The sequence below is a fragment of the Streptomyces alboflavus genome, from assembly GCF_000716675.1.
Lineage (GTDB): Bacteria > Actinomycetota > Actinomycetes > Streptomycetales > Streptomycetaceae > Streptomyces > Streptomyces alboflavus.
In genome coordinates, this window is sequence record NZ_JNXT01000046.1 from 1 (window position 1) to 20,175 (window position 20,175).

The 20,175-nt window shown below is 67.3% G+C and carries 15 protein-coding genes and 1 pseudogene; 13 read left to right on the forward strand and 3 right to left on the reverse strand.

From position 1 onward, the window contains the following. The first annotated feature begins 37 nt into the window (after positions 1 to 37). Together OO63_RS29405 and OO63_RS29410 are read left to right on the forward strand one after the other, a co-directional pair. A complete protein-coding gene (locus OO63_RS29405) occupies positions 38 to 2,341 on the forward strand; it encodes a glycosyltransferase (RefSeq protein ID WP_078619433.1) in 2,304 nt (767 codons plus the stop codon). Continuing rightward, entirely contained in the window at positions 2,338 to 3,573 is a 1,236-nt protein-coding gene (locus tag OO63_RS29410; RefSeq protein ID WP_051811305.1) for an acyltransferase family protein, read from the forward strand. Before OO63_RS29405 ends, OO63_RS29410 begins: the two co-directional genes overlap by 4 nt. Positions 3,574 to 3,829: 256 nt before the next feature. On the opposite strand, the gene OO63_RS29415 is transcribed toward OO63_RS29410, so the two are convergent. Next, positions 3,830 to 4,543 carry a GntR family transcriptional regulator gene (locus tag OO63_RS29415; protein ID WP_033264584.1) on the reverse strand — a complete coding sequence of 238 codons (714 nt, stop codon included), beginning with the start codon at positions 4,541 to 4,543 and terminating at the stop codon, positions 3,830 to 3,832. A 548-nt stretch (positions 4,544 to 5,091) separates the two neighbouring features. Here OO63_RS29415 and OO63_RS45620 point away from each other — a divergent pair. Continuing rightward, positions 5,092 to 5,622: an ATP-binding protein gene (locus OO63_RS45620; RefSeq protein ID WP_051811306.1), complete on the forward strand. Its 531-nt coding sequence runs from the start codon at positions 5,092 to 5,094 to the stop codon at positions 5,620 to 5,622. Between the two features lie 18 nt (positions 5,623 to 5,640). Here the strand turns inward: OO63_RS45620 and OO63_RS47050 are convergent. Together OO63_RS47050 and OO63_RS29425 are read right to left on the reverse strand one after the other, a co-directional pair. Further along, positions 5,641 to 5,752, reverse strand: a pseudogene (locus tag OO63_RS47050) (peptide ABC transporter ATP-binding protein); the annotation flags it as partial. A gap of 136 nt (positions 5,753 to 5,888) precedes the next feature. Next, entirely contained in the window at positions 5,889 to 7,478 is a 1,590-nt protein-coding gene (locus OO63_RS29425) for a sigma-70 family RNA polymerase sigma factor (protein ID WP_346009342.1), read from the reverse strand. Between the two features lie 705 nt (positions 7,479 to 8,183). Between OO63_RS29425 and OO63_RS29430 the strand changes: the two genes are divergently transcribed. The 10 genes from OO63_RS29430 to OO63_RS29470 all read left to right on the forward strand — a co-directional run bounded on the left by OO63_RS29430 (position 8,184) and on the right by OO63_RS29470 (position 20,158). Continuing rightward, positions 8,184 to 10,151, forward strand: a complete 1,968-nt coding sequence (locus OO63_RS29430) for a collagenase (protein ID WP_234335488.1) — start codon at positions 8,184 to 8,186, stop codon at positions 10,149 to 10,151. Between the two features lie 562 nt (positions 10,152 to 10,713). Next, the gene (locus OO63_RS29435; RefSeq protein WP_234311501.1) at positions 10,714 to 11,715 is read left to right on the forward strand and encodes a cation diffusion facilitator family transporter; all 1,002 of its coding nucleotides are present in this window, start codon (positions 10,714 to 10,716) and stop codon (positions 11,713 to 11,715) included. 23 nt (positions 11,716 to 11,738) lie between these two features. Next, on the forward strand, positions 11,739 to 12,308 hold the full coding sequence (locus OO63_RS29440) for a snapalysin family zinc-dependent metalloprotease (protein WP_234335490.1): 570 nt from the start codon (positions 11,739 to 11,741) through the stop codon (positions 12,306 to 12,308). Between the two features lie 61 nt (positions 12,309 to 12,369). Beyond that, positions 12,370 to 14,091 (forward strand): HAL/PAL/TAL family ammonia-lyase, encoded by a 1,722-nt coding sequence (locus OO63_RS29445; RefSeq protein ID WP_234311500.1) that lies wholly within the window; start codon positions 12,370 to 12,372, stop codon positions 14,089 to 14,091. A gap of 55 nt (positions 14,092 to 14,146) precedes the next feature. Next, the gene (locus OO63_RS47805; protein WP_397622284.1) at positions 14,147 to 14,629 is read left to right on the forward strand and encodes a Rieske 2Fe-2S domain-containing protein; all 483 of its coding nucleotides are present in this window, start codon (positions 14,147 to 14,149) and stop codon (positions 14,627 to 14,629) included. Further along, on the forward strand, positions 14,517 to 15,914 hold the full coding sequence (istA, locus tag OO63_RS29450) for an IS21 family transposase (protein ID WP_234335491.1): 1,398 nt from the start codon (positions 14,517 to 14,519) through the stop codon (positions 15,912 to 15,914). Before OO63_RS47805 ends, istA begins: the two co-directional genes overlap by 113 nt. Continuing rightward, positions 15,911 to 16,678: an IS21-like element helper ATPase IstB gene (istB, locus tag OO63_RS29455; RefSeq protein ID WP_031192759.1), complete on the forward strand. Its 768-nt coding sequence runs from the start codon at positions 15,911 to 15,913 to the stop codon at positions 16,676 to 16,678. Before istA ends, istB begins: the two co-directional genes overlap by 4 nt. An 86-nt stretch (positions 16,679 to 16,764) precedes the next feature. Next, positions 16,765 to 17,253 (forward strand): hypothetical protein, encoded by a 489-nt coding sequence (locus tag OO63_RS29460; RefSeq protein ID WP_234311482.1) that lies wholly within the window; start codon positions 16,765 to 16,767, stop codon positions 17,251 to 17,253. Between the two features lie 183 nt (positions 17,254 to 17,436). Beyond that, positions 17,437 to 18,354, forward strand: coding sequence for an RHO alpha subunit C-terminal catalytic domain-containing protein (locus tag OO63_RS29465; RefSeq protein ID WP_051811307.1), 918 nt, complete (start codon positions 17,437 to 17,439; stop codon positions 18,352 to 18,354). A 241-nt stretch (positions 18,355 to 18,595) separates the two neighbouring features. After that, positions 18,596 to 20,158 (forward strand): AMP-binding protein, encoded by a 1,563-nt coding sequence (locus tag OO63_RS29470; protein WP_159025952.1) that lies wholly within the window; start codon positions 18,596 to 18,598, stop codon positions 20,156 to 20,158. The last annotated feature ends 17 nt before the right edge of the window (positions 20,159 to 20,175 follow it).

Here is a 20,175-nt window from a genome sequence, read left to right on the forward strand (position 1 = left end):
GAGATCTACACAAGGAGTATCGTCGGCAGCGTCAGATGTGTATAAGAGACAGACTCAGCTCACCACGGCGCTCCGCGCGACCGGCTACGAAGTCACCCACGCTGTGCCCCACGAGGTACGGCTGTATCTGAACCAAGCGGCTCCCGACGCGATCGTCGCGCTCGATGACGGGCCCCATGGTTGGCACGGAAGCGACGTCATCCGCGAAGTCCGGGCCGATCCGGTCGGTCAGGTCCTGCCCCTGGTCATGGTCACGGGTGCCGAAGCCGCCGTTCGCGGCCCCGCGACCACCACGGCCGACCTGCTGCGACACGGCGCCGACGACTGTCTGCCCCAGGGTTGTGATCCCGTCGAGCTTTCGGCGCGCATAGAGGCCAAGTTGAAGCGCGTCCCCGTACCGGTGGAGAGCCTGATGCGCGATCCGCGTACGGGGCTCTACTCGGCCGCGCACTTCCTGGACGAGCTCGATCGCGAGCTGCGGCGGCCGGTCTCCGCACGGCGCGGCGGCGTGCTGGCCGTCGTGGCAGTCGCCGAGATGAATGCCCTGGAGGCACGCCTCGGGCCCCGGGTACGCAGGGAGGTCGCCGAGCGCCTCGCCGGAGTCGCCGAGCGGCTCGGTGGCGCATGCGACCGGCTCGGCTGGGACGACGATGGGCACCTGCTCGTCCTGATGCCCGAGGTGGCCGAGGAGACGGCCACGCGCGGCCTGCGGGAGTTCGCTGAGTCGGTGGCCGGCACCCGCTTCGTCGTCGCCGACGAGAACGTCCGCCTCACACCCGCGATCGGCTGGACCTCCCTGGTGCCCTGTGACGGCCACGCACAGGCCGAGGCCCGCGCGCGCGACGCCACCGCCGAGGCCCTGCGCCACCGGGATCTGCGGCCGGTGCGGTACGAGCCGTGGATGCGGACGAGTGCACCTGCCCGTCATCGACGCGTCCGCGTCCGCCTGAGCTCGCTGAGGGCCGCACTCGTGCCCCTGCTGTCGTTGGTCCTACCCGTGGTGCTCGGCGTCGGGTTGCCGTTCGTGCTGTACCAACAGGCCTACGACACAGGCTGGGACGCCGCCGCGGTGGCGTACTGGGTGGTGGTCGCGGGACTCGTCCTGTCGGCGCTGCTCATCGTCCTTGAGTGCCTGTTCGCACTCGACGCGACACCGCGCCCTATGGAACCCGGCCAGCCGTACCCGGTGGCGAGCGCTGTCATCGCCGCGTATCTGCCGAATGAGGCGGCGACGATCGTCGACACCGTCGAGTCGTTCCTGTGCCTGGATTACCCGAACGAGCTCGAGATCGTCCTCGCGTACAACACCCCGCACCCGCTGCCGGTCGAGGACGCACTGCGGCAGATCGCCGAACGCGACCGGCGGCTCGTGCTGCTGCCCGTCGCCGGGTCGACATCCAAGGCGCAGAACATCAACGCGGCCTCGACGCGCGTGCGTGGCGAGTTCGTCGGCATCTTCGATGCCGACCACCACCCGGCACCCGACGCCTTCATGCGCGCCTGGGACTGGCTGTCCAACGGCTACGACGTGGTGCAGGGCCACTGCGTGATCCGCAACGGCGAGAGCTCCTGGGTCGCCAAGCTCGTCGGCGTCGAGTTCGAGGCGATCTACGCGGTCAGCCATCCCGGGCGGACCCGGATGTACGGCTTCGGGGTCTTCGGCGGCTCCAACGGCTTCTGGCGCACCGACCTGCTCGCGCGCACCCGCATGCACGGCTCGATGCTCACCGAGGACATCGACTCCACGATGCGTGCCCTGCACGCGGGCGCCCGCATCGCCATGGACCGCACGCTGATCTCACGGGAGCTCGCGCCCACAACGCTGCGGCCGCTGTGGAACCAGCGCTCCCGCTGGGCACAGGGCTGGCTCCAGGTGTCGCTCAAGCATCTGTGGGACGGACTGCGTTCACCGGCCTTCTCCCGGCGGCAGAAGGCCGGCCTCGTCGTGCTGCTGGGCTGGCGTGAGGTGCAGCCATGGCTGACCCTCCAGATCCTGCCCGTGCTCATGCACGCGGCCTGGCGCGCGGGCGGCGCCGATCAGCTCGACTGGGCGGTGCCGATGTGTCTCCTCGCCACGGCCCTTACATTGTCCGCCAGCCTGGTACAGGCCGCCTTCGCCTGGCGCCTCGCCGTACCCGAAATGAGCCGCCGCAAGGGCTGGTTCTGGCGCTACCTCGTCGTCACCACCGTCTTCTACACCCATTTCAAGAATCTCGTGGCCCGCCAGTCCCACCTCAAGGAGGCCCTGGGCGACCGGAAGTGGCGGGTGACGCCACGAACCAGGAAGGATGCCGCATCCAAGGCACAGCCGGACGCCACGAGTTCGGAAGGTCCGAAGTGAGTACGGCCTACCGGACGCCCTCCCGCAATGGCGCACGCCCTGGCGCGGCACCGAACAAGCGCCGAGGCAAAGCCCTTGAACTGCAGGGGCTTCGCGGGCTCGCCGCCCTGAGCACCGTCGTCTTCCACGTCTGGCAGCAGTACTACGTCTACGACGCGGCGGGCGCGCACCCGCCCGTGGACAATCCCTACCTGGGGGCGCTGATCTCCCTGGAGGTCATCGACCTCTTCTTCGTCATGTCCGCGTACCTGCTGACCCTGGCGTACGCGCGGGCGGCGATCGACCCGGACCGTCCTTCGTCCGTGCGGACAGGCCGCGACTTCCTCTTCCGCCGCGCCATCCGCATCCTGCCGCTGTACGTCCTCGCCGTGCTCATCGTGTGGGCAAGCCGTAACCCGACACTCCCCGGCGACTGGCGCGACCTGGTCGAGCACCTCACCTTCCTCCACATCTTCGACCGCGAACGGATCTTCTACACACTCGGCCCGACCTGGTCACTCCCGCTCGAAGTCGCCTTCTACCTGATCCTGATCGCGCTCGGCCCTCTGACGATCCGCGCGTGCCGAAGGCTGCACACGCGAGGAGCCCGCGTGGCTCTGTGCGCGTCGGGGTGCTCGGTCCTCTTCGTACTGCCTCTCTGCTGGATCGCCGTCGCCCACTACGTCCTTGAGATACCCCACACCAACTGGCCCGTGTACTTCGGCCCGCAGGCCCGGTTCAGCGGTTTCGCGGCGGGCATGGGCCTCGCGGTGCTGCTCGTGGCGCTGCGGGAGCGGGGCAGGATGAGCAGGCGCGTGGCCGTGACCGTGTCGCTGGCTTCGCCGGTGGGGCTGTACTACCTGTCGTATGCCTCGGCTCCGGAGAACTTCCTCTTCACCTACTTCCACCCGCTGGCCGCCCTCCTGTGGGTGGCGATCCTCTACGCCACGCTGCACACGCAGCCCCTGCAACGCGCCCGGCAGGGCCTGTTGCGTGCACGGTGGCTGACCTCGGTGGGCCTGATCAGCTACAGCCTCTACATCTGGCACGAGCCGGTCATGCTCCAGCTGGACAAGATGGGGTTGCTGCCGTCGGGCCAGGCGGGTTTCCCCCTCGCGGCACTGGTCGTCCTCGTGCTGGCCCTGGCGGTCGGGACGGCGAGCTACTGGCTCGTCGAGTATCCGGCGAGTCTCTTCGCGAAGACCAAGGACGGCCAAGGCGGGTCGCGGGACTTCTATCCGGGGGCGCGCTGAGCCACGGGGAGCCGGCCGGCGATGTTCCTTCCGCGGTTTCCGTAATCAAGGGACGCCCACTGACTCTCCTATGACGACCGGCGGAAGCGGAGCCGAGGAAGGGAGGTCGAGGATGGAGAAGGCAGTGGCAGATGCGGAGCTACTGGCGGCCACCCGAAACGGAGCTCGGGAGCCGCTGGGAGACCCCTGGGGTCAGCATCTGCCGCTGTTCCACCTCGTCGTCGTGCGAGTCCCACCGTGCACGGACCTATCCGGATCAGCCGCTTCGCCCCTTCCTCACCGAACGCCGGGCGGGCGCGCCCGCGTCACCCGCTGTGGCCCACAGCGAGCGGACATGCCCCAGGTGCCGGGTGATGCACTTCTCGGCACCCCTAGCGTCTCCCGCCAGCATCAGTTCGAGGAGTTCGACGTGCTCTTGCGCCGAGGGAACGAGCTGGTCTCGTTCGTCAAGGCCCCTCAGGCCATACAGACGAGAGCGCTTACGCAGGTCACCCACGGTCTCGACAAGTCGGTCATTGCCCCCCAGCTCCAACAGGGAGAGATGGAACCGACGGTCCGCCTCCAAGTAGCCGATCAAGTCGTGCTCACGGGCGGCCCGCACAATCTCCTCGGCAACCGCGCGCAGCGCCTCCAGATCGGCGCGGGCGGCGGTGCGCGTGATCCGCCGGATCATGGGCACCTCGATCAGCAGGCGGATCTCGGTGTATTCGTCGAGATCGCGCTCGTTCACCTCCGTGACGCGAAATCCCTTGTTGCGCAGGGGTTCAACGAGGCCCTCGCGGGCCAGGTCCAGGAGCGCCTCCCGCACCGGCGTCGGGGAGACGCCAAAGTCCTCCGCGAGGCCGGGAGCGGAGTAGATCTCGCCTGGGCGCAGTTCGCCGGAGATGAGAGCGGCGCGCAATGCGTGGGCGACCTGGTCGCGCAGCCGCTCACGTGGCGTGATCAGCGTGTGGTCCTTCAGGTGGCCCATGTGTTGCCCTCCGGTGCGCCGACGATGCCCCACCGTACGATGTCACGTTGTTTTAGCTGGTGACAGGGTGTAGTGCAGCTCTCTCCGCAGAGAACTCAAGGAGAGTGCGCCCCGGCTGAGTTCCGTCCACGGAGATCGTGTTCGCGGAAGCGGCAATCGTGTCCAGTGGTGCGGCCACGCCGAGCACAGTGCCCGAACACAAGGCCCAGCGCTGCGACGTGACAGGCGAGATGCCTCGATCTCCAGTTCCTTCACACTCCATGACCGATGAGCCACAAGTAATTCCGGGCCCTCGGCGGGAGTTTGCGCGTACGTCACGCGTGACATTGCACAAAGGGCTAAACTTCCACTCTGGAAACCAGCCACAGTCATCACCCGCGCTCTTCCGGTGGAGCCCCACCCTCCTCGTCCGACCTGCACCTACGCCCCACGCAGGAGCTCCTGATGGTCCAACGTGCCTTTCTGATCATGACGGCCGCCGCCGTTCGGGCGGCATCGTGCCGGGCCCCCGCCACCTCCCCACCCGGACGAAGGGCGGCGAGTTCGGAGTGAAACCCTCCTTCGCAGCGGTCGGCGTGCGGCTCGCGGCCACGCCCCGGGCGGTTGGCTCCGCGCGCACATTCGTGTCAAGTGCGCTGCGGGAGTGGGGACTCGACGACATCACCGACACGGCCGCGGTCGTCACCTCCGAATTGGTCACCAATGCCGTCCGTGCGGTACAGACTCAGATCCATTTCCTCCCGGTCCACGCTCCGCAGGCGTCACCGCTCGTCGAAGTGCAGCTTCAGGTGTCCGCTGGATCGCTGCTCATCGAGGTCTGGGACGACAGCTCCGAACAGCCCACCGTGCGGAGAACCGCGGACGACGCCGAGAGCGGGCGCGGTCTGGCCCTCGTCGAGGCGTTAAGTGATTGCTGGGGTGTATGCCAGTCCGAGACCCAGGGCAAGGTGGTGTACGCGGAGATATGCGTCGAGGACGCTCCAGCCGCGAAGTGGCCGGATTTCTATCATGCGCGGTCCGCTGAGGGAGCTCCTCCTCTGATGCCGGGTTCAGCGGCTCCGGAGGGATCACGGCACTGACGGGTCCGACTCGATGAAAATGAGGGTGAAAGGCACAGCCCGTCGGTGGGGCAGCCGGGCTCGGCGGATCGCCGGGCCGGACGATCCGCTCACGTCGGCGTTCGGCTGCCGGGGCAGGCAGATGAACAGCCCGGGCACCGCGACACCCGCTCAGCTTCGCGTACGAGGACTTCGGTATCGGAGTCAGCGTGAGCGCCCACGGTCCCTGGTGGGTGCAGGACTTCGGCACCAAGAGGTGACGGCGGTGCGAGCGGCGAAGGCGTGGGTCAGGATGAATTGGCCAGGTTCTGGACCCAGACCAGACCGTTCGGGCCGGACACGGCGGCAACCCCCGTGTCCCGGTACTCGCAGTTGAGCATGTTCTCCTGGTGAATCGAGCCGTCCATCCAGTGGTCGACGATCACCGCCGGGTCCGAGGTCCCGCGGTCCAGGTTCTCGGCCCATGCCCAGGTGGGGTAGCCCGCCTTGCTCATCCGCTCGTTGGGCTGGGTGCCCTCGGGACTGTCGTGATCGTAATAGCCGCGCTCCACCATGTCCTTGGCGTGGTCGCGCGCCGCTGCGCTGAGCCGTGGGTCGGTCCGCAGCGGCGCGCAACCTGCTTGGGCACGCCGCGAGTTCACCAGCTTGGTCAGCCGCTGCTCGCGCGTCAGGGGTTTCGGCGCGGGCGGTGACGGCTTCGTACTGCTCGGCTTCACCGTTCGCTGGGGAGTCGGAGGTGAAGTGGTCTTCGGCGGCCGGGAAGTGGGGGGTCGGGAGGTGGGGGGCGGGGTGGAGAAAGTGGGCGACGTGACGGGCCGAGTCGTGGGTGGCGGGGCTGCTGCCGGCGCCTCTGGAGCGTCGTGGCGGCCGAAGGGCCACAGCAGTGCCAGTAGGACCCCGCCCGCCGCCACGCCGCCACCAACCGTCAACGGCACGCGCCAGGGCCCTGCGGCTGTCGGGGCCGGGCCAGTGGCGGGGTGCGGAACTGTGACCGCCGAGCCGTCGGAGCCGCCCGGTCCGGTCGCACCCGCGGGGCCGGACGAGTCACCCGTGGCAGCGAAATGCCCCGTCTCACCGCGTGGTGTGGCCGCCGTGGCGTTCGCCGCGGTCGCAGTCGTGTCGGATAGCCAGGATGGGATGCCGAAGCCGTGCAGCGGGACGACCAGGGAGAGACCGACGAGCAGCCCCTCAGCGGGGACGAGGTTCGACCAGTGCCCCGAGCACGAGGGACAGGTCCGGACATGGCGGGCAATGCGCTTGCGCCAGACCGGTCGCGGATGGCCGTCCCACTCGGTGAGCAGCGAGGACAACGCGGTGCAGCGTGGCTCGGCGGTCAGTGCCCGCACAACCACCCGGCTGACCTCCAGTTGGTCCTTCATTCGCTTGATGCGGACGGCGGCATGTCTGGGGGTGATGGCAAGGACCGCGGCGAGCTCAGCACGCGTGAGCTCACCCGCAGCCTCTTGCCACCATAGGGCCAGCAGGTCCCGGTCGTCCTCGTCGAGCCACCGGGTGGCCTCGGCCACTTCGCGACGCTGTCCGGACAGGCCGAGGCGCAGGATGGTGAGGTCGACGAAGTCGCTCAGCGGGTCGGGGGTGTGTGCCACCCGGTCCAGGGAGGCGGCGGCCCTCTGTTGCTGGTCCTGCCAGCGGCGGCGTACGAGATTCATGGCGATGGCGACCAGCCAGGACCGAAACCGGGCGGGGTCGCGCAGACCGTCGAGCCCGTCAAGCGCCCGGAACATGGCCTCTTGCGTGACGTCGTCCACATCCGCATGACCGCCCAGAGCCCGGCCGACGACGTTGTAGATCAGAGGCAGATGCTCAGCGACAAGACGTTCCCGGGCCTGCGCGTCACCGGACTGAGCGGCGGTCACGAGAGCCGATATCCGCGTGTCATCATCCCTGTTCATACCGATTTTCCTCGTTCTATGCCCGTGAAGCCGTCATGGGGCCCGCCAGCGCCGACGGGATGGCGCAAATCCGGGCCCACTCCTGCGCGGAGCACGCGGACGACGCCCCGAGACCGCACGGCGCTGGCGGTAGGAATGCGCACCGCGGACCCGAGACGGGCCCGCGGAACCCTGTCCGAGCCTGTTGACATGTGCGCGAACCGGCTCCACAACATAGACACTCGACAATGCAATGTCACGCGTGATGGGTGGCAAAGCACCCTTCCGGTAGGCGAGTTCGGCACGAGTACGGTGCCGACGCCCCCGGCGGCGCACCCTGCTCCCGCGCCCCGGCCGGGCGTCGGCCGAATCCGCCACCTCCACCCGATGACCTGCACCCTTCCGTCCGTGCACATATTTTCCGTAATCCAGCGGACTCCAGCGGATCCCCCAGACGGGGCAGCCGATGGCACGGCGCCCCCGTACGGCCCGAAGTCCGCGGACCACAAGAAATGAGTTCACCCTTCCGCTGGCATGTGATGTGTGAAATGGTACATCACTGAATCGACGTGTTCATGACATGCCTGCGCTCGATTCGTGCACCTTGCTCCATCCATTCAACCCGCACGGTTCGCGCATCCCCCCACAGCCGAGCGCACACGCTCGGCTGCCGACCGACCGGAGGACACTTTGCATCACGAATCCCCCCCACCCACCACGCATCGCAAGTCCCGCAGGCTGCGAAGGGCCGTACCGGCCGTCACCGCCGCAGTCGCGGCCGCCTGTCTGGGATTCACCCTGCTCGCCCCCACCGGGGAAGCGGCACCGGCCGAGCGGCCCACGGCGAAGGCCGGCCAAGGGCCGCTGCCCGCCACCTCCGTCGCCGACGTCCTGGACCCCCATGCGGGACGTAACGACAGGTCCGTGGCGCCGATATCCGAGCGTGAGCCGCACGCCGCCACCCCAACTGAAGCTCAGCGCAAACGCCTTGCCGCTTCAGTCAAGCGCGAGGCAAAGGCGGCTGCGGACTGTGACGTCAACGACTTCATTTCGAAGACCGGTGACGAACTGGTCAAGCAGATCAAGTCGGTGGACAAGAACTGCATCAACTCGTTTTTCTCCCAAGTCGGCTCGAACGCCCAGGCTCTGTTCAAACAGGACCAGATGGTCACCGCGATGAACGCCTTGCGTGACCTCTCCGCCGACTACCCGGGCGACAACAGCACGTCGGCACTGCAGGTCGTCCTCTACCTGCGCGCCGGGTACTACGTGCAGTTCAACCACCCGGAGGACGTGGGCGAGTACGGGCCGGAGCTCAAGAGCGCCAGTCAGGCCGCGCAGGACGCGTGGTGGGCCTCGTCGCACGTCTTCGATGTCAGCGACGAGAACGGTGAGACCCTCAACGAGGCTGTCATCCTGATCGACAGCTCCAGCGAGAACGGCCGCTACCTGAACATCGTCAAGAAGCTGCTGACGTCGTACGACTCCTCGTACAACGAGTTCTACTGGATGCTGAGCTCGGTCAACAACGTCTTCAACGTAATGTTCCTCGGCCACGGCCAGGACGACTTCCTCGCCGCGGTGAAAGACGACCCGAGCGTCCTCAACAACATGCATGATTTCGCCGTCAAGCACGACGACGTGCTCGGGACCGAGAACGGCAACCTGGTGGCCAACGCGGGCCGGGAGACGGGTCGTTTCCTGCAGTACGACGAGCTGAAGTCCACCGTCAGCCCAATGGCCAAGGATCTCCTCGGACGCAGCGAGATCACCGGCCGCACCGCTCCGCTCTGGGTCAGCGTGGCCGAAATGACGGACGCGTACGACAAGGAGAACTGCACCGACTACGGCACCTGCGACCTCAAGGATCAGATTCGGGACGCCGTACAGACGGACAAGCACACCTGCAGCGACAGCCTGAAGATCGTCGCCCAGGAGCTCAGCGACGAGCAGCAGCAGGAGGCGTGCACCAGCCTCTCCGGGCAGGACGCGTTCTTCCACGGCGTGGTCAAGGACAACGGGCCGGTCAAGGACGATCACAACACCAGCCTGGAACTGAACATCTTCAATTCCGACCTTGACTACCGGACCTACGCCGGTGCCCTCTTCGGTATCGAGACGGACAACGGAGGCATGTACCTGGAGGGCGACCCGTCGAAGGAGGGCAACCAGGCTCGCTTCATCGCGTACGAGCAGGGCGGGGAGATCTGGAACCTCAACCACGAGTACACCCACTACCTCGACGGCCGCTACAACATGTACGGCGACTTCCAGGCCGGACAGACCACCCCCACCGTGATGTGGATCGAGGGCATCGCCGAGGTCATCGCGTACTCGTACCGCGATATCACCAACGAGGACGCGATCGCCGAGGCCGGCAAGAAGACGTACAGGCTCAGCACGCTCTTCGACACCACCTACGAGAACTCCGACACCACCCGCACCTACGACTGGGGCTACCTCGCGGTGCGCTACCTGCTCCAGTCGCACCCGGACGACGTCGCCACGCTGCTCGGGCACTACCGCGCGGGCGACTGGGACGCGGCCCGCACCCTGCTCACCGAGACCATCGGCACGCGCTACGACGCCGACTTCGACGCCTGGCTGGACAAGTGCTCCGCCGGCTACTGCGGCGAGCTGCCGAACGCGGCGCGCTGACACGCATGCGCCGTTGAACCAAGGCTCCAACTGGCGGTAACGGAAACGCGCACGGGATCCCGCGTCCAGGTCTGGACGCGGGATCTCCCGCTCTCCTCGGCCGCAGGTATCCGACCCCAAGTTCCGCGCTCCTCCCCCGTCCGGAAAGGGCGGCCGTGTGGGTTATCGAGGGCGGAGACGTACGATTTCCTTACGCCTCACTCCTGCTCCGATGCGGCGCTCATTGCCCGGCGATAGGCGCCAGCGAACCAGACAAGAAACCCCGTTGCTCAACTCGCCTGCTTTCTTTGGACTTTTACCTCGGCCTGCTTGTACTTCCAGCCCGCAACCGTCCATCGCCTGGACGCAATTGCAGGGTCGGCCCTTAAATGGATTCGGCACTTCGTAGCGCCGACAGCGGAGTTGCGTATCACTGCGACGAGGCGTGCCGATGCGACGAACGCCTCACAGATATCGTCCCCCCGTTTCCAACAGGTAGATGCGGCCGAGAGACCTTTACGTCTCATCGCATCCCTTACCAACGTCAGAGAATTCGACGCTCTCTCGAGCCAAGGAGATTCATGTGAGCCCAGGGCGGCACCAGCATGCGCACAGCCACGAGAGACAGGGGCACGGGAGCGCCGGGCACAGCCACGAGATATCTGCTGACGTGGACCGGCGTTGGCTCTTTCTCGCACTCCTGCTGCTCGGTGTCTTCACCGCGCTGGAGATCGGTATCGCCTTCGCCGCCGGCTCGCTCGCCCTGCTCTCAGACGCCGTGCACATGGTGACGGACGTCTTCTCGATCGTCCTCGCCCTGGTCGCGATGCGCCTGGCGGCACGACCCGCGCGCGGTGCCTTCACCTTCGGGTTCAAGCGCGCCGAGATACTGTCCGCTCTGCTCAACGGAATCACCCTCCTCCTCGCCGCCGTTTGGCTCGGCTATCACGCCGTGGAGCACCTCGTCGCCCCGCCGGAGGTCACCGGCCGGCTCGTCCTCGCCACCGCGCTTGTCGGCGTCTTCGTGAACCTGGCCGCCACGTGGTGTCTCTCCCGGGCGAACCGCTCCTCGCTGAACGTCGAGGGTGCCTACCAGCACATCCTCAACGACCTGTTCGCCTTCGTCGGAACCGTCGTCGCGGGCCTGGTCATGATGGCCACCGGCTTCGACCGTGCCGATGCCATCGCCACTCTCTTCGTCACCGCCCTCATGGTCAGGGCGAGCTACGGTCTGCTCCGCGACTCGGGCCGCGTCCTGATGGAGGCCGCACCCGCCGATCTGGACCCGGAGGACATCACCGGCCGACTCGCCCGCGCCGACGGGGTGTCGGCGATCCAGGACCTGCATATCTGGACCATCACCTCCGGCCGGCGCGCGCTCTCCGCGCACGTGCTGGTGGAGCCCGATGGCGACTGTCACGACGTGCTCCGTCGCCTCGACCGGCTGCTCGCCGAGGAGTACCAGATCACGCACACGACCCTCCAGGTCACATGTGTCCACGACGCGACGAGGGAAGTAGAGGGCGAACCCGTCGCGCAGTCACACATCACGCACGCCAACATGCCGACGTACACACCCCGATGATTGAAGGGAACACATCCGTGATCTTGCGACAGGCAACCATAGGCACCCTCGTCGGCGCGACCACGCTGGCACTTTCGATGGCCCTTGCTCCGGTCGCGTCCGCTGCCCCGGCCACACCCTCCGATCAGGACGAGCGCCAGGTCGTGCTCCATTACGACGACAGCAAGGCCGGGGAATTCAAGGGCACGATGGCCGCCGCTGCCGCGGCGTGGAACTCCAGCGTGCACAACGTCAAGGTCAAGAAGGCATCGCCCGGAGAGCACGCCGAGATCACCGTGCTCGCGTACGACGGATGGGCGCAGGCCGAGCTCGGGCCGGTGAAGCCGGGCGGGTCAGTGAAGCTGTGGATAGGCCGCGACACCGTGAACCAAGGCCATGACCAGCTCCGTGTCACAGCCCACGAACTCGGACACAGCCTCGGGCTGCGGGACAACTCACCGGGGCCGTGCTCATCGCTGATGGCCGGTGGCGGGGCGGGCGTGGACTGCAAGAACCCCTACCCCGACAGCGCGGAGCGGGCCGAGACCGAGTGGAACTATGCCTCCGGTGTCACGACACCGACCGACGGCCGGGTCCTCGTCGACGCACCGTAGCCACTCATGTGGTGGTGCTTCCCAGGAGCCGCGGAGTTCCCCCAACGGAACCGAGAGGACCATGCATGACCTGGAAAGAAACGGTGCGCAAACCCGGTCACCGCCCTGCCCTGCCGACGATCGGCAGGATGCCATGACGCAGCAGGCAGAGGATCAGGACGCGAAGCCCGCAACCGCTATCGCGCCGCCCGAACAACTGGTGGTCGGCTCGGACACCCTCACCGTCGAGGATGTCGCGCGGCATGCGCGCGACGGCCACGAGGCACGAGCGACGCTGGACGCAGCGGCGGTGGCACGCATGGATGATGCCGTCGCGCTCAAGCATCGGCTCATCGCCACTCGCCAACCCATATACGGCGTCACAACCGGCTTCGGTGACAGCTGCATCCGGCAGATCAGCCCGGACAAGGCAGCGCGGTTGCAGCGGAACCTGGTGACCTACCACCTGAATGGATCGGGTCCGCCCGCAGCGCCGGACGTGGTGCGGGCGACCATGCTCATACGCGCCAACTGCCTGGCGCGCGGGTATTCCAGCGTGCGGCCCGCTGTGGTCGAGTTGTTGTTGAGCTGCCTGAACGCAGACATCCTTCCGGTCATCCCGGAGCGAGGTTCGGTGGGGGCCAGCGGCGATCTCGTCCCGCTGTGCTACGTGGCCAACATGCTCACGGGGGACGGACAGGTCCACTTCCGGGGAGAGCTGTGCCCGGCGAGCCGCGCGCTGGCCGACGTCGGCCTGGAACCGGTGGCACTGGAGGCCAAGGAAGCCCTCGCCCTCATCAACGGCACCTCGTTCATGTCCGGGTTCGCCGCGCTCGCCATCGAGGCTTCCCGCGAGCTGGCAGCGGTCGCCGACATCTGCACCGCCCTCGCCGCCGAAGCGCTGCTCGGCAACCGCGGCCACTTCGACCCGGTGATCCACGAGCAGAAGCCGCATCCAGGACAGGTCCGCAGTGCGGCTCGGATCCGATTCCTCCTGGCAGGTTCGCAGCTGTCCCAGGACCATCCACAGGTGCTGCAGGCGAATCCCGAGATCGGTGACCGGGGCTACCTCCACCTCACCCATGCGATCCAGGACCGGTACTCACTACGCTGCGCTCCGCATGTCACCGGGGTGTTGCTCGACACCTTGGAGTGGGTCACCGACTGGCTCAACACCGAGATCAACTCCACGAACGACAACCCGCTGTTCGACGTGGACAGCCAGAACGTCTACTCCGGCGGCAACTTCTACGGCGGGCACGTAGGACAGGCGATGGACGCGCTCAAGGTCGCGGTGGCCAGCATCGGTGATCTACTCGACCGGCAGCTCGCCCTCGTCGTCGACGAGAAGTTCAACCACGGCCTCACGCCCAATCTCGTCGACCGTCACGCTGACGACGACCAGGAGATGGGTCTCCACCACGGCTTCAAGGGAATGCAGATCGCGTGCTCCGCGCTGACTGCCGAAGCACTCAAACTGGGGACGCCGGCGACGGCGTTCTCGCGTTCCACCGAAGCACACAATCAGGACAAGGTCAGCATGGGCACCATCGCCGCCCGCGACGCGCGCGACGTGGTGGACCTGGTGCGGCACATCGCGGCGATCCATCTCTCCGCGCTGTGCCAGGCCGCAGACCTGCGTGGCGCCGACCGACTCGGCCGAGGCACCGCGGCGGCCTATCGCCTCGTGCGCAAACATGTGGCGTTCGCGGACTCCGACCGGCGGATGGACTCCGACATAGCGGTGCTCACGGAGTTGATCCGATCCGGCGAGCTGCGCCGCTCGTGCCTCGAGGAGGCCTGACGTGCTCTCGGCCGAGCGAAACGAAACCCTCACCCGCTTCGAAGCAGGCACGCCGATGGGAGAGCTGCTCCGCCGGTACTGGTGGCCCGTGGCGATATCGGCGAACCTGCCCGGTCGCGACCGGCGCCGGGTCCGTCTCCTCGGCGAGGATCTGGTCCTCTACCGGCTGGCCGACACTAGCGTGCACCTGTTGGAGGACCGCTGTCCGCATCGGGGCACCGCGTTGTCCTACGGAATCGTGGAGGACATCGGGGTGCGCTGCGCCTACCACGGCTGGTGTCGGCGTACACCTGAACGTGCCCAGTCACGTACGGATGAACGTGCCCATTTCCTGACGTACCGAGGATTGATCGTGGGCAGTCTGCTGCCGGCCTGTGAAGGGTGGCGGAGGGCGGCTGACCGTGGTCTTGCACCCACAACGATGGATGGAGCTTCGACGCTTCCGAGGGCTGTTCGAGTCCGGGGCGATGAGCCTGTCGGAGATCGCGAAGGAGACCGGGCTCAACCGCCGCACGGTCCGCAAGTACCTGTCCTCTGAAGGCCCCGTTGCTCCGCCTCGACGGGCTGCGCCCGGACATGGCCGCCGGCGGAAGGTGGATGAGGTCGCGCCCCTGATCGACGCAATGCTGCGGTCGGAGATTCTGATCAAAGGAGCCGTGGTCCACGAGCGGTTGGTGGCCGAGTACGGCTTCACCGGCACCTACCAGCGGGTCAAGCTCTACATGCAGGAGGCCCGGCCTCGGATCGCGGAGGAACTGGGCATCAGCCCGGGCGAGCTGGCCGGCCTGCACCGCAGATTCGAGGTAGTGCCCGGGGCACAGGCCCAGGTCGACTGGGGCGACGAAGGGCAGATCCTCTCCCACGTCGGCATCCCGAAGGTCTACTCGTTCCACATGACCTTGTCCTACTCGCGAGATCCGTTCTGCTGCTTCACCACCAGCCAGGACCTGGCCACCTTCTTCGACTGCCACCGGCAGGCGTTCGCCCACTTCGGCGGGGTGCCGATGTCGATCGTCTACGACCGCACCAAGACCGTCGTCCGACGCCACGTCGCACCGGGCGAGGCCGTTCCGCTGCACCCGGAAGCGGTCGGATTCGCCGGGCACTACGACTTCGACATCGACGTCCTGGCCGCCTACCGCCCCACCGGAAAAGGCCGGGTCGAACGTCAGGTCCTGATCGTCCGCGACCACGTCCTGGCCGGACGGTCCTTCTCCTCCATCGAGGAGCTGGACTCCGCTTTCAACGCCTGGGTTCCGTTGCGCCGGGCGAAGTCCCACGGCACCCACGGCGAAGTCATCGGGCACCGCGCGATCCGCGACCACATGGCCCTCAGGCCCCTGCCGGCGACACCCTACGTGGTCACCCAGCGGCACCTTCGCTACGTCGGCAAGGACTGCCTGGTCGCCTTCGATGCGAACCTCTACTCGGTCCCGGCCCGCAAAGTCCGCCCGCGCCAGCTGGTGGAAGTCAGAGCCACGAAGTCCCAGATCACGCTGCATTCCACCGTCCCCGATGCCAACGGCGACACCCTGCTGGCCATTCACCGCAGGGCCGTCGGCCGCGGGGCCTGCATCGTCGACGAGAAGCACTGGGACGGTCTTCCCGACGGCCGGAACCGGCGGACCACCACCGGTGACATCCCTCCGCAACCCCGCCGTCAAGACGCCCTCGGCGAGGAAACGGCCGGCTCGCTGATGGCTCTCCTGAACCGGGCCGCGGCCGTCCGCGTCGAGGTCGGCCGCAGACCCCTGTCGGTCTATGACGAAGTGACCGGAACCCGTCCCTTCACCGCCCGCCCCACACAGGAGGAGCCCAGTTGAGCGAGCTGGTCAGCACTCGAATCCGCACCACTGCCGCCAAGCTGGGCCTGCCCCACCTGGCCGAGAGCCTGAACCAATACGCCGGCAGGGCGGACGAGGCCAAGATGGGCTACCTCGACTTCCTCGACCTCGTCCTGGCCGAGGAACTCGCCATTCGTGACGACCGGCGCTTCCGCCAGGGCCTGCGGCTGTCCAAGCTGCCGCACCACAAAACGCTCGACGAGTACGACTTCTCCTTCCAGCCCGAACTCGATCCCCGGAAGATCAAAGACCTCGCGACCCTCGCGTTCGTCGAGGCCAAGGCCAACGCGGCCCTGCTGGGACCGCCCGGGGTCGGTAAGACCCACATCGCTGTCGCGCTCTCGGTCGCCGCCTGCCGGGCCGGCTTCTCCGTCTACTTCACGACCCTCGACGACATGGTCCGCCAGCTCAAGGCCGCCGAGGCGGCCGGACGCCTCAACAGCAAGCTCCGTACTTACCTCCGGCCCGGAGTTCTCGTTGTCGATGAGGTCGGCTACCAGCCCCTCGAACGCGCTGAGGCGAACCTGGTCTTCCAGGTGATCTCGAAGCGCTACGAGAAGGGCTCGATCATCCTGACCTCGAACAAGACCTTCAGCGAATGGGGACAGGTGTTCGGTGACGAGGTCCTGGCCACGGCTATCCTGGACCGGCTCCTGCACCACTGCGACGTCGTCTCCATCAACGGCCCCAGCTACCGACTCAAGAACCGGCTCGCAGCCATCGATCGCGAGACCGCAGCCTAGACCCCGCTACCTCCGGATCTGGCCCTTGCTTGCACACCCCTGCCCCTCTGCTGCCGTCCGCCGGGCGGCAGGATGGGCGGATGGTAATGAGCGAGACGGAACTGCTGGCCCTCCTGCGCGAACTCGACGACCCCAACCGGCTGGAACAGCCGCAGCACTACGACCGCGCCGCGACCGGCCTCGCGTTCACCAGGCTGGTCCGCCGGCTCGAAGTGGACTTCAGAGCCCTTTGCGAGTCCGAGTGGGACACCCAGGACTCCAGTGAGTACGGGCGCATCCACGTGCCCGCGGACGCGACGATCTGCGGAACACGGATCGTGGTCTGTGTGAGCAAGTTCGGCTCCCTCGCCGAGGTATGCGCCGACAATCCGGGGGCCTTCCTCGGCACGGACGAAGCCCGTGAGGAGGGCGCGCTCGATCCCGCGGACCTCGCGACAGTGGAGCAGGCCCTGACCGAACTCGGCTACGTGAGCGTCCCCGAAGAACTACTGGAGAGCAGCTACGAGGGCCCCAGCGCGCTGGAACACTTCGCCGCGCGGCCCACGTGGTGGACGCGGTTCTTCGGCAGCATGTGATCCGCTCACCGAGCCGAGCGAACAGCCCGTCATCTCGCTGAGCACGTTCATCCGTACTTCACTGGGCACATTCTCGAGTACGCCGACAGCTGGCTCTTCGACGGCACCGGGGCCTGTCTGGAGCAACCGGGCGAGCCCGCCGGGTCGACGTTCGCACACCGCGTCAGGGCCACCGCCTACGAGGTGCGGGAACTCGGCGGCCTGGTCTTCGCCTACCTCGGCCCGCAACCCGCACCCGCGCTTCCCCGCTATGACCTGTTCTGCTGGGACGATGCCATCCGCGACATCGGACACACCATCGTGCCGTGCAACTTCGTGCAGATCATGGAGAACGCGGTCGACCTCGACCACGTCGCCTGGCTGCACGGGCGCTACAGCGAATGGCTCGCCGACCGTGACGAGGCGGCGCGCATTCCGGCGACGTTCTCGAAGCTCAACCGCGAGGTGGCCTTCGAGAAGTTCGAGCACGGTATACGCATGCGGCGCCAACTGCACGGCCAGGGCACCGACGCGGACGACTGGTCGGTGGGACATCCACTGGTCTTCCCGCACATGTTACGCCTGGGCGGAGGAGGAAGCTCGCACTACCACATCAGGGTGCCCATCGACGACGAGAACACCTGGGTGCTGTGGTACACCGCCTGGCGACCCGGTGGCCTGCCAGTCCCTGACCCCGGACCGGTCACCTCGTTCGAGGTTCCCTGGCGATGGTCCGACGGCGAGCACAGACTGGATCACGTCGAAGGCCAGGACATCATGGCCTGGGTGACTCAGGGAAAGATCGCCGACCGTTCACGGGAACATCTCGGCACGGTGGACCGCGGTGTGATCCTGCTGCGTCGGCTCTACTTCGAGGGGATGAACGCGGTCGCCGAGGGACGCGATCCGCTGGGTGTGCGGCGTACCGCGAGCGAGGTGATCAACATGCCTCAGGAGAACGAGAAGTTCGGGTCCGGCATCGACTTCGTCCGGGATTTCCTTTCCTCCGCCTATCCCCGGTTCAGCGGTCGGCGAGCCGAGATAGCGCGCCGCTACACGGAAGTCGGCCTCGACCTCGGCCTCGACCTTGATGAGCCGAACCTCGCGGAGTCGCCGCTATGAGCACTCCGACACACTGCCCTTGGTGTGGGTGGGGATATCAAGACGCCGCGCTGGTACAGGAATTCTGGTCCGGGGACGAGCAGTGGTTCTGCTGCTGGTGCTCCCGCTGCGAGCGGGTGGCCGACGTCGGCGCCATCGATCGGATCGTCGTCACAGAGGCGGTGATGGCCTGATGGGGACATCCGCGTCGCTGACGCCTACCTGCCACATCGATACGTTCACCCGGAGTCGGATATTCGCCTTGGATCCATGGCCGGAGCTCGTGCACACCCTGCCGGAACTGCGCTATCCGTCACGGCTCAACGCGGCCACCACCCTGCTCGACCACACCGGCGCACAGCGCGGCTACCGGCGGACCGCTGTGGTGACCAGGTCGAGTGAGTGGACCTACGCCGACCTCCTGGCCCGCGCGAACCAGACTGCACACCTGCTCAGCCGCGATCTCGGGGTGGTACCAGGCAACCGAGTACTGCTCATGGGCCGGAACTCCCCCTGGTTCGTCGCGTCCTTACTGGGGATCCTCAAGGCCGGTGCGGTCGCCGTGCCGCTGCCGCCGAAGGCGAGCCCGTACGAGCTGGCCCGGATGACCGACGCCGTACGCCCCCTTGCCGCCCTCGGGGATGCCGACGACCTCGACGGCCTGACCACCACCGGGGTGCCCACCGTCTCGTACGGCACCGGTGGCGTGGAGGACCTGCGGCGACGGAGCGCCCGCTATCCCGACACCTACCACCAGATCGACCTGGCGGCCGACGATGTCGCGCTGATCCTCTTCAGCTCGGGAACGACCGGAATCCCCAAGGCAACCCTGCACTTCCACCGGGATCTGCTCGCCGTCGGGGACACCGTGGGACGCCACCTGCTCCGCCTCCACCCCAACGATCTGGTCACCTGCAATCGCAGCATGGCGGGCACCTACGGGCTGGGTGGACTCGTGCTTTCCCCTCTCCGTGCTGGCTCGGCCGTGCTGCTGCCGGAAGGCAGCGGGCCCGATTCGCTGTACGAGGCCCTCACCCGCCACCCGGTGGACGTGCTCCTCGCCTCACCCTCCGCCTACCGCGTCGGGATCGCCCACTCCATGACCGACAACCTTGGCAATCTCAGCCGTTGTGTGTCCGGCGGGGAGCGGTTGGACGGCCGGCTGTGGCAGCACTGGCGAGACGCCACCGGTTTACGGATCATGGACGTGCTCGGAGCCACCGAACTGACCAACGGTGTGCTCGGCACGGCCGTGGACCGCGCCCGACCGGGTTTCATAGGGCCACCGGTGCCCGGCTACCAGGCACTGGTCCTCGATGCCAACGGCCGTCCCTGCCCGGACGGAACCCCAGGTCGACTCGCGGTGCGTGGCCCCACTGGTTGCCGTTACCTCGGGCACTCGAAGCAAGCAGACGCCGTGCGGAACGGTTGGACGCTCACCGGCGATCTCTGTCTGCGGGCCGAGGACGGCTACTTTTCCATGAGGGGCCGCACCGACGACGCGGTCATCGTCGACGGGTGGAACGTCCTGCCCGCCACGGTGGAGTCCGCCCTGCTGAGCCATCCCACCGTCACCGAGGCGACGGTCGTCGGATTCACCACTCCCACGGGCGACACCTCTCTGGCGGCCTACGTCGTCCTCGCCGCCGGTGTCGGTCCGCGCGCGACCGAGGACATCGAACGGTCGCTGTCTGCCCGGCTCTCCGCGTACGAGCGCCCCAGGACACTCATAGTGGTAAGCATGATTCCCCGCACAGCCAACGGAAAGATCGACCGTACTGTGTTGCGCCGCAGGGCCGAGATGACGGCGAGCACGGCCAGCTGACGGCATCTGGGCCGACC

What these genes read in the sequence shown, in the direction of transcription:
- OO63_RS29415 (WP_033264584.1), bottom strand. Translation starts at nt 4,543, where the DNA reads ATGGGCCACCTGAAGGACCACACGCTGATCACGCCACGTGAGCGGCTG.
- OO63_RS29445 (WP_234311500.1), top strand. Translation starts at nt 12,370, where the DNA reads ATGCATGACCTGGAAAGAAACGGTGCGCAAACCCGGTCACCGCCCTGC.
- OO63_RS47805 (WP_397622284.1), top strand. Translation starts at nt 14,147, where the DNA reads ATGGGAGAGCTGCTCCGCCGGTACTGGTGGCCCGTGGCGATATCGGCG.
- istA (WP_234335491.1), top strand. Translation starts at nt 14,517, where the DNA reads ATGGAGCTTCGACGCTTCCGAGGGCTGTTCGAGTCCGGGGCGATGAGC.
- OO63_RS29460 (WP_234311482.1), top strand. Translation starts at nt 16,765, where the DNA reads ATGAGCGAGACGGAACTGCTGGCCCTCCTGCGCGAACTCGACGACCCC.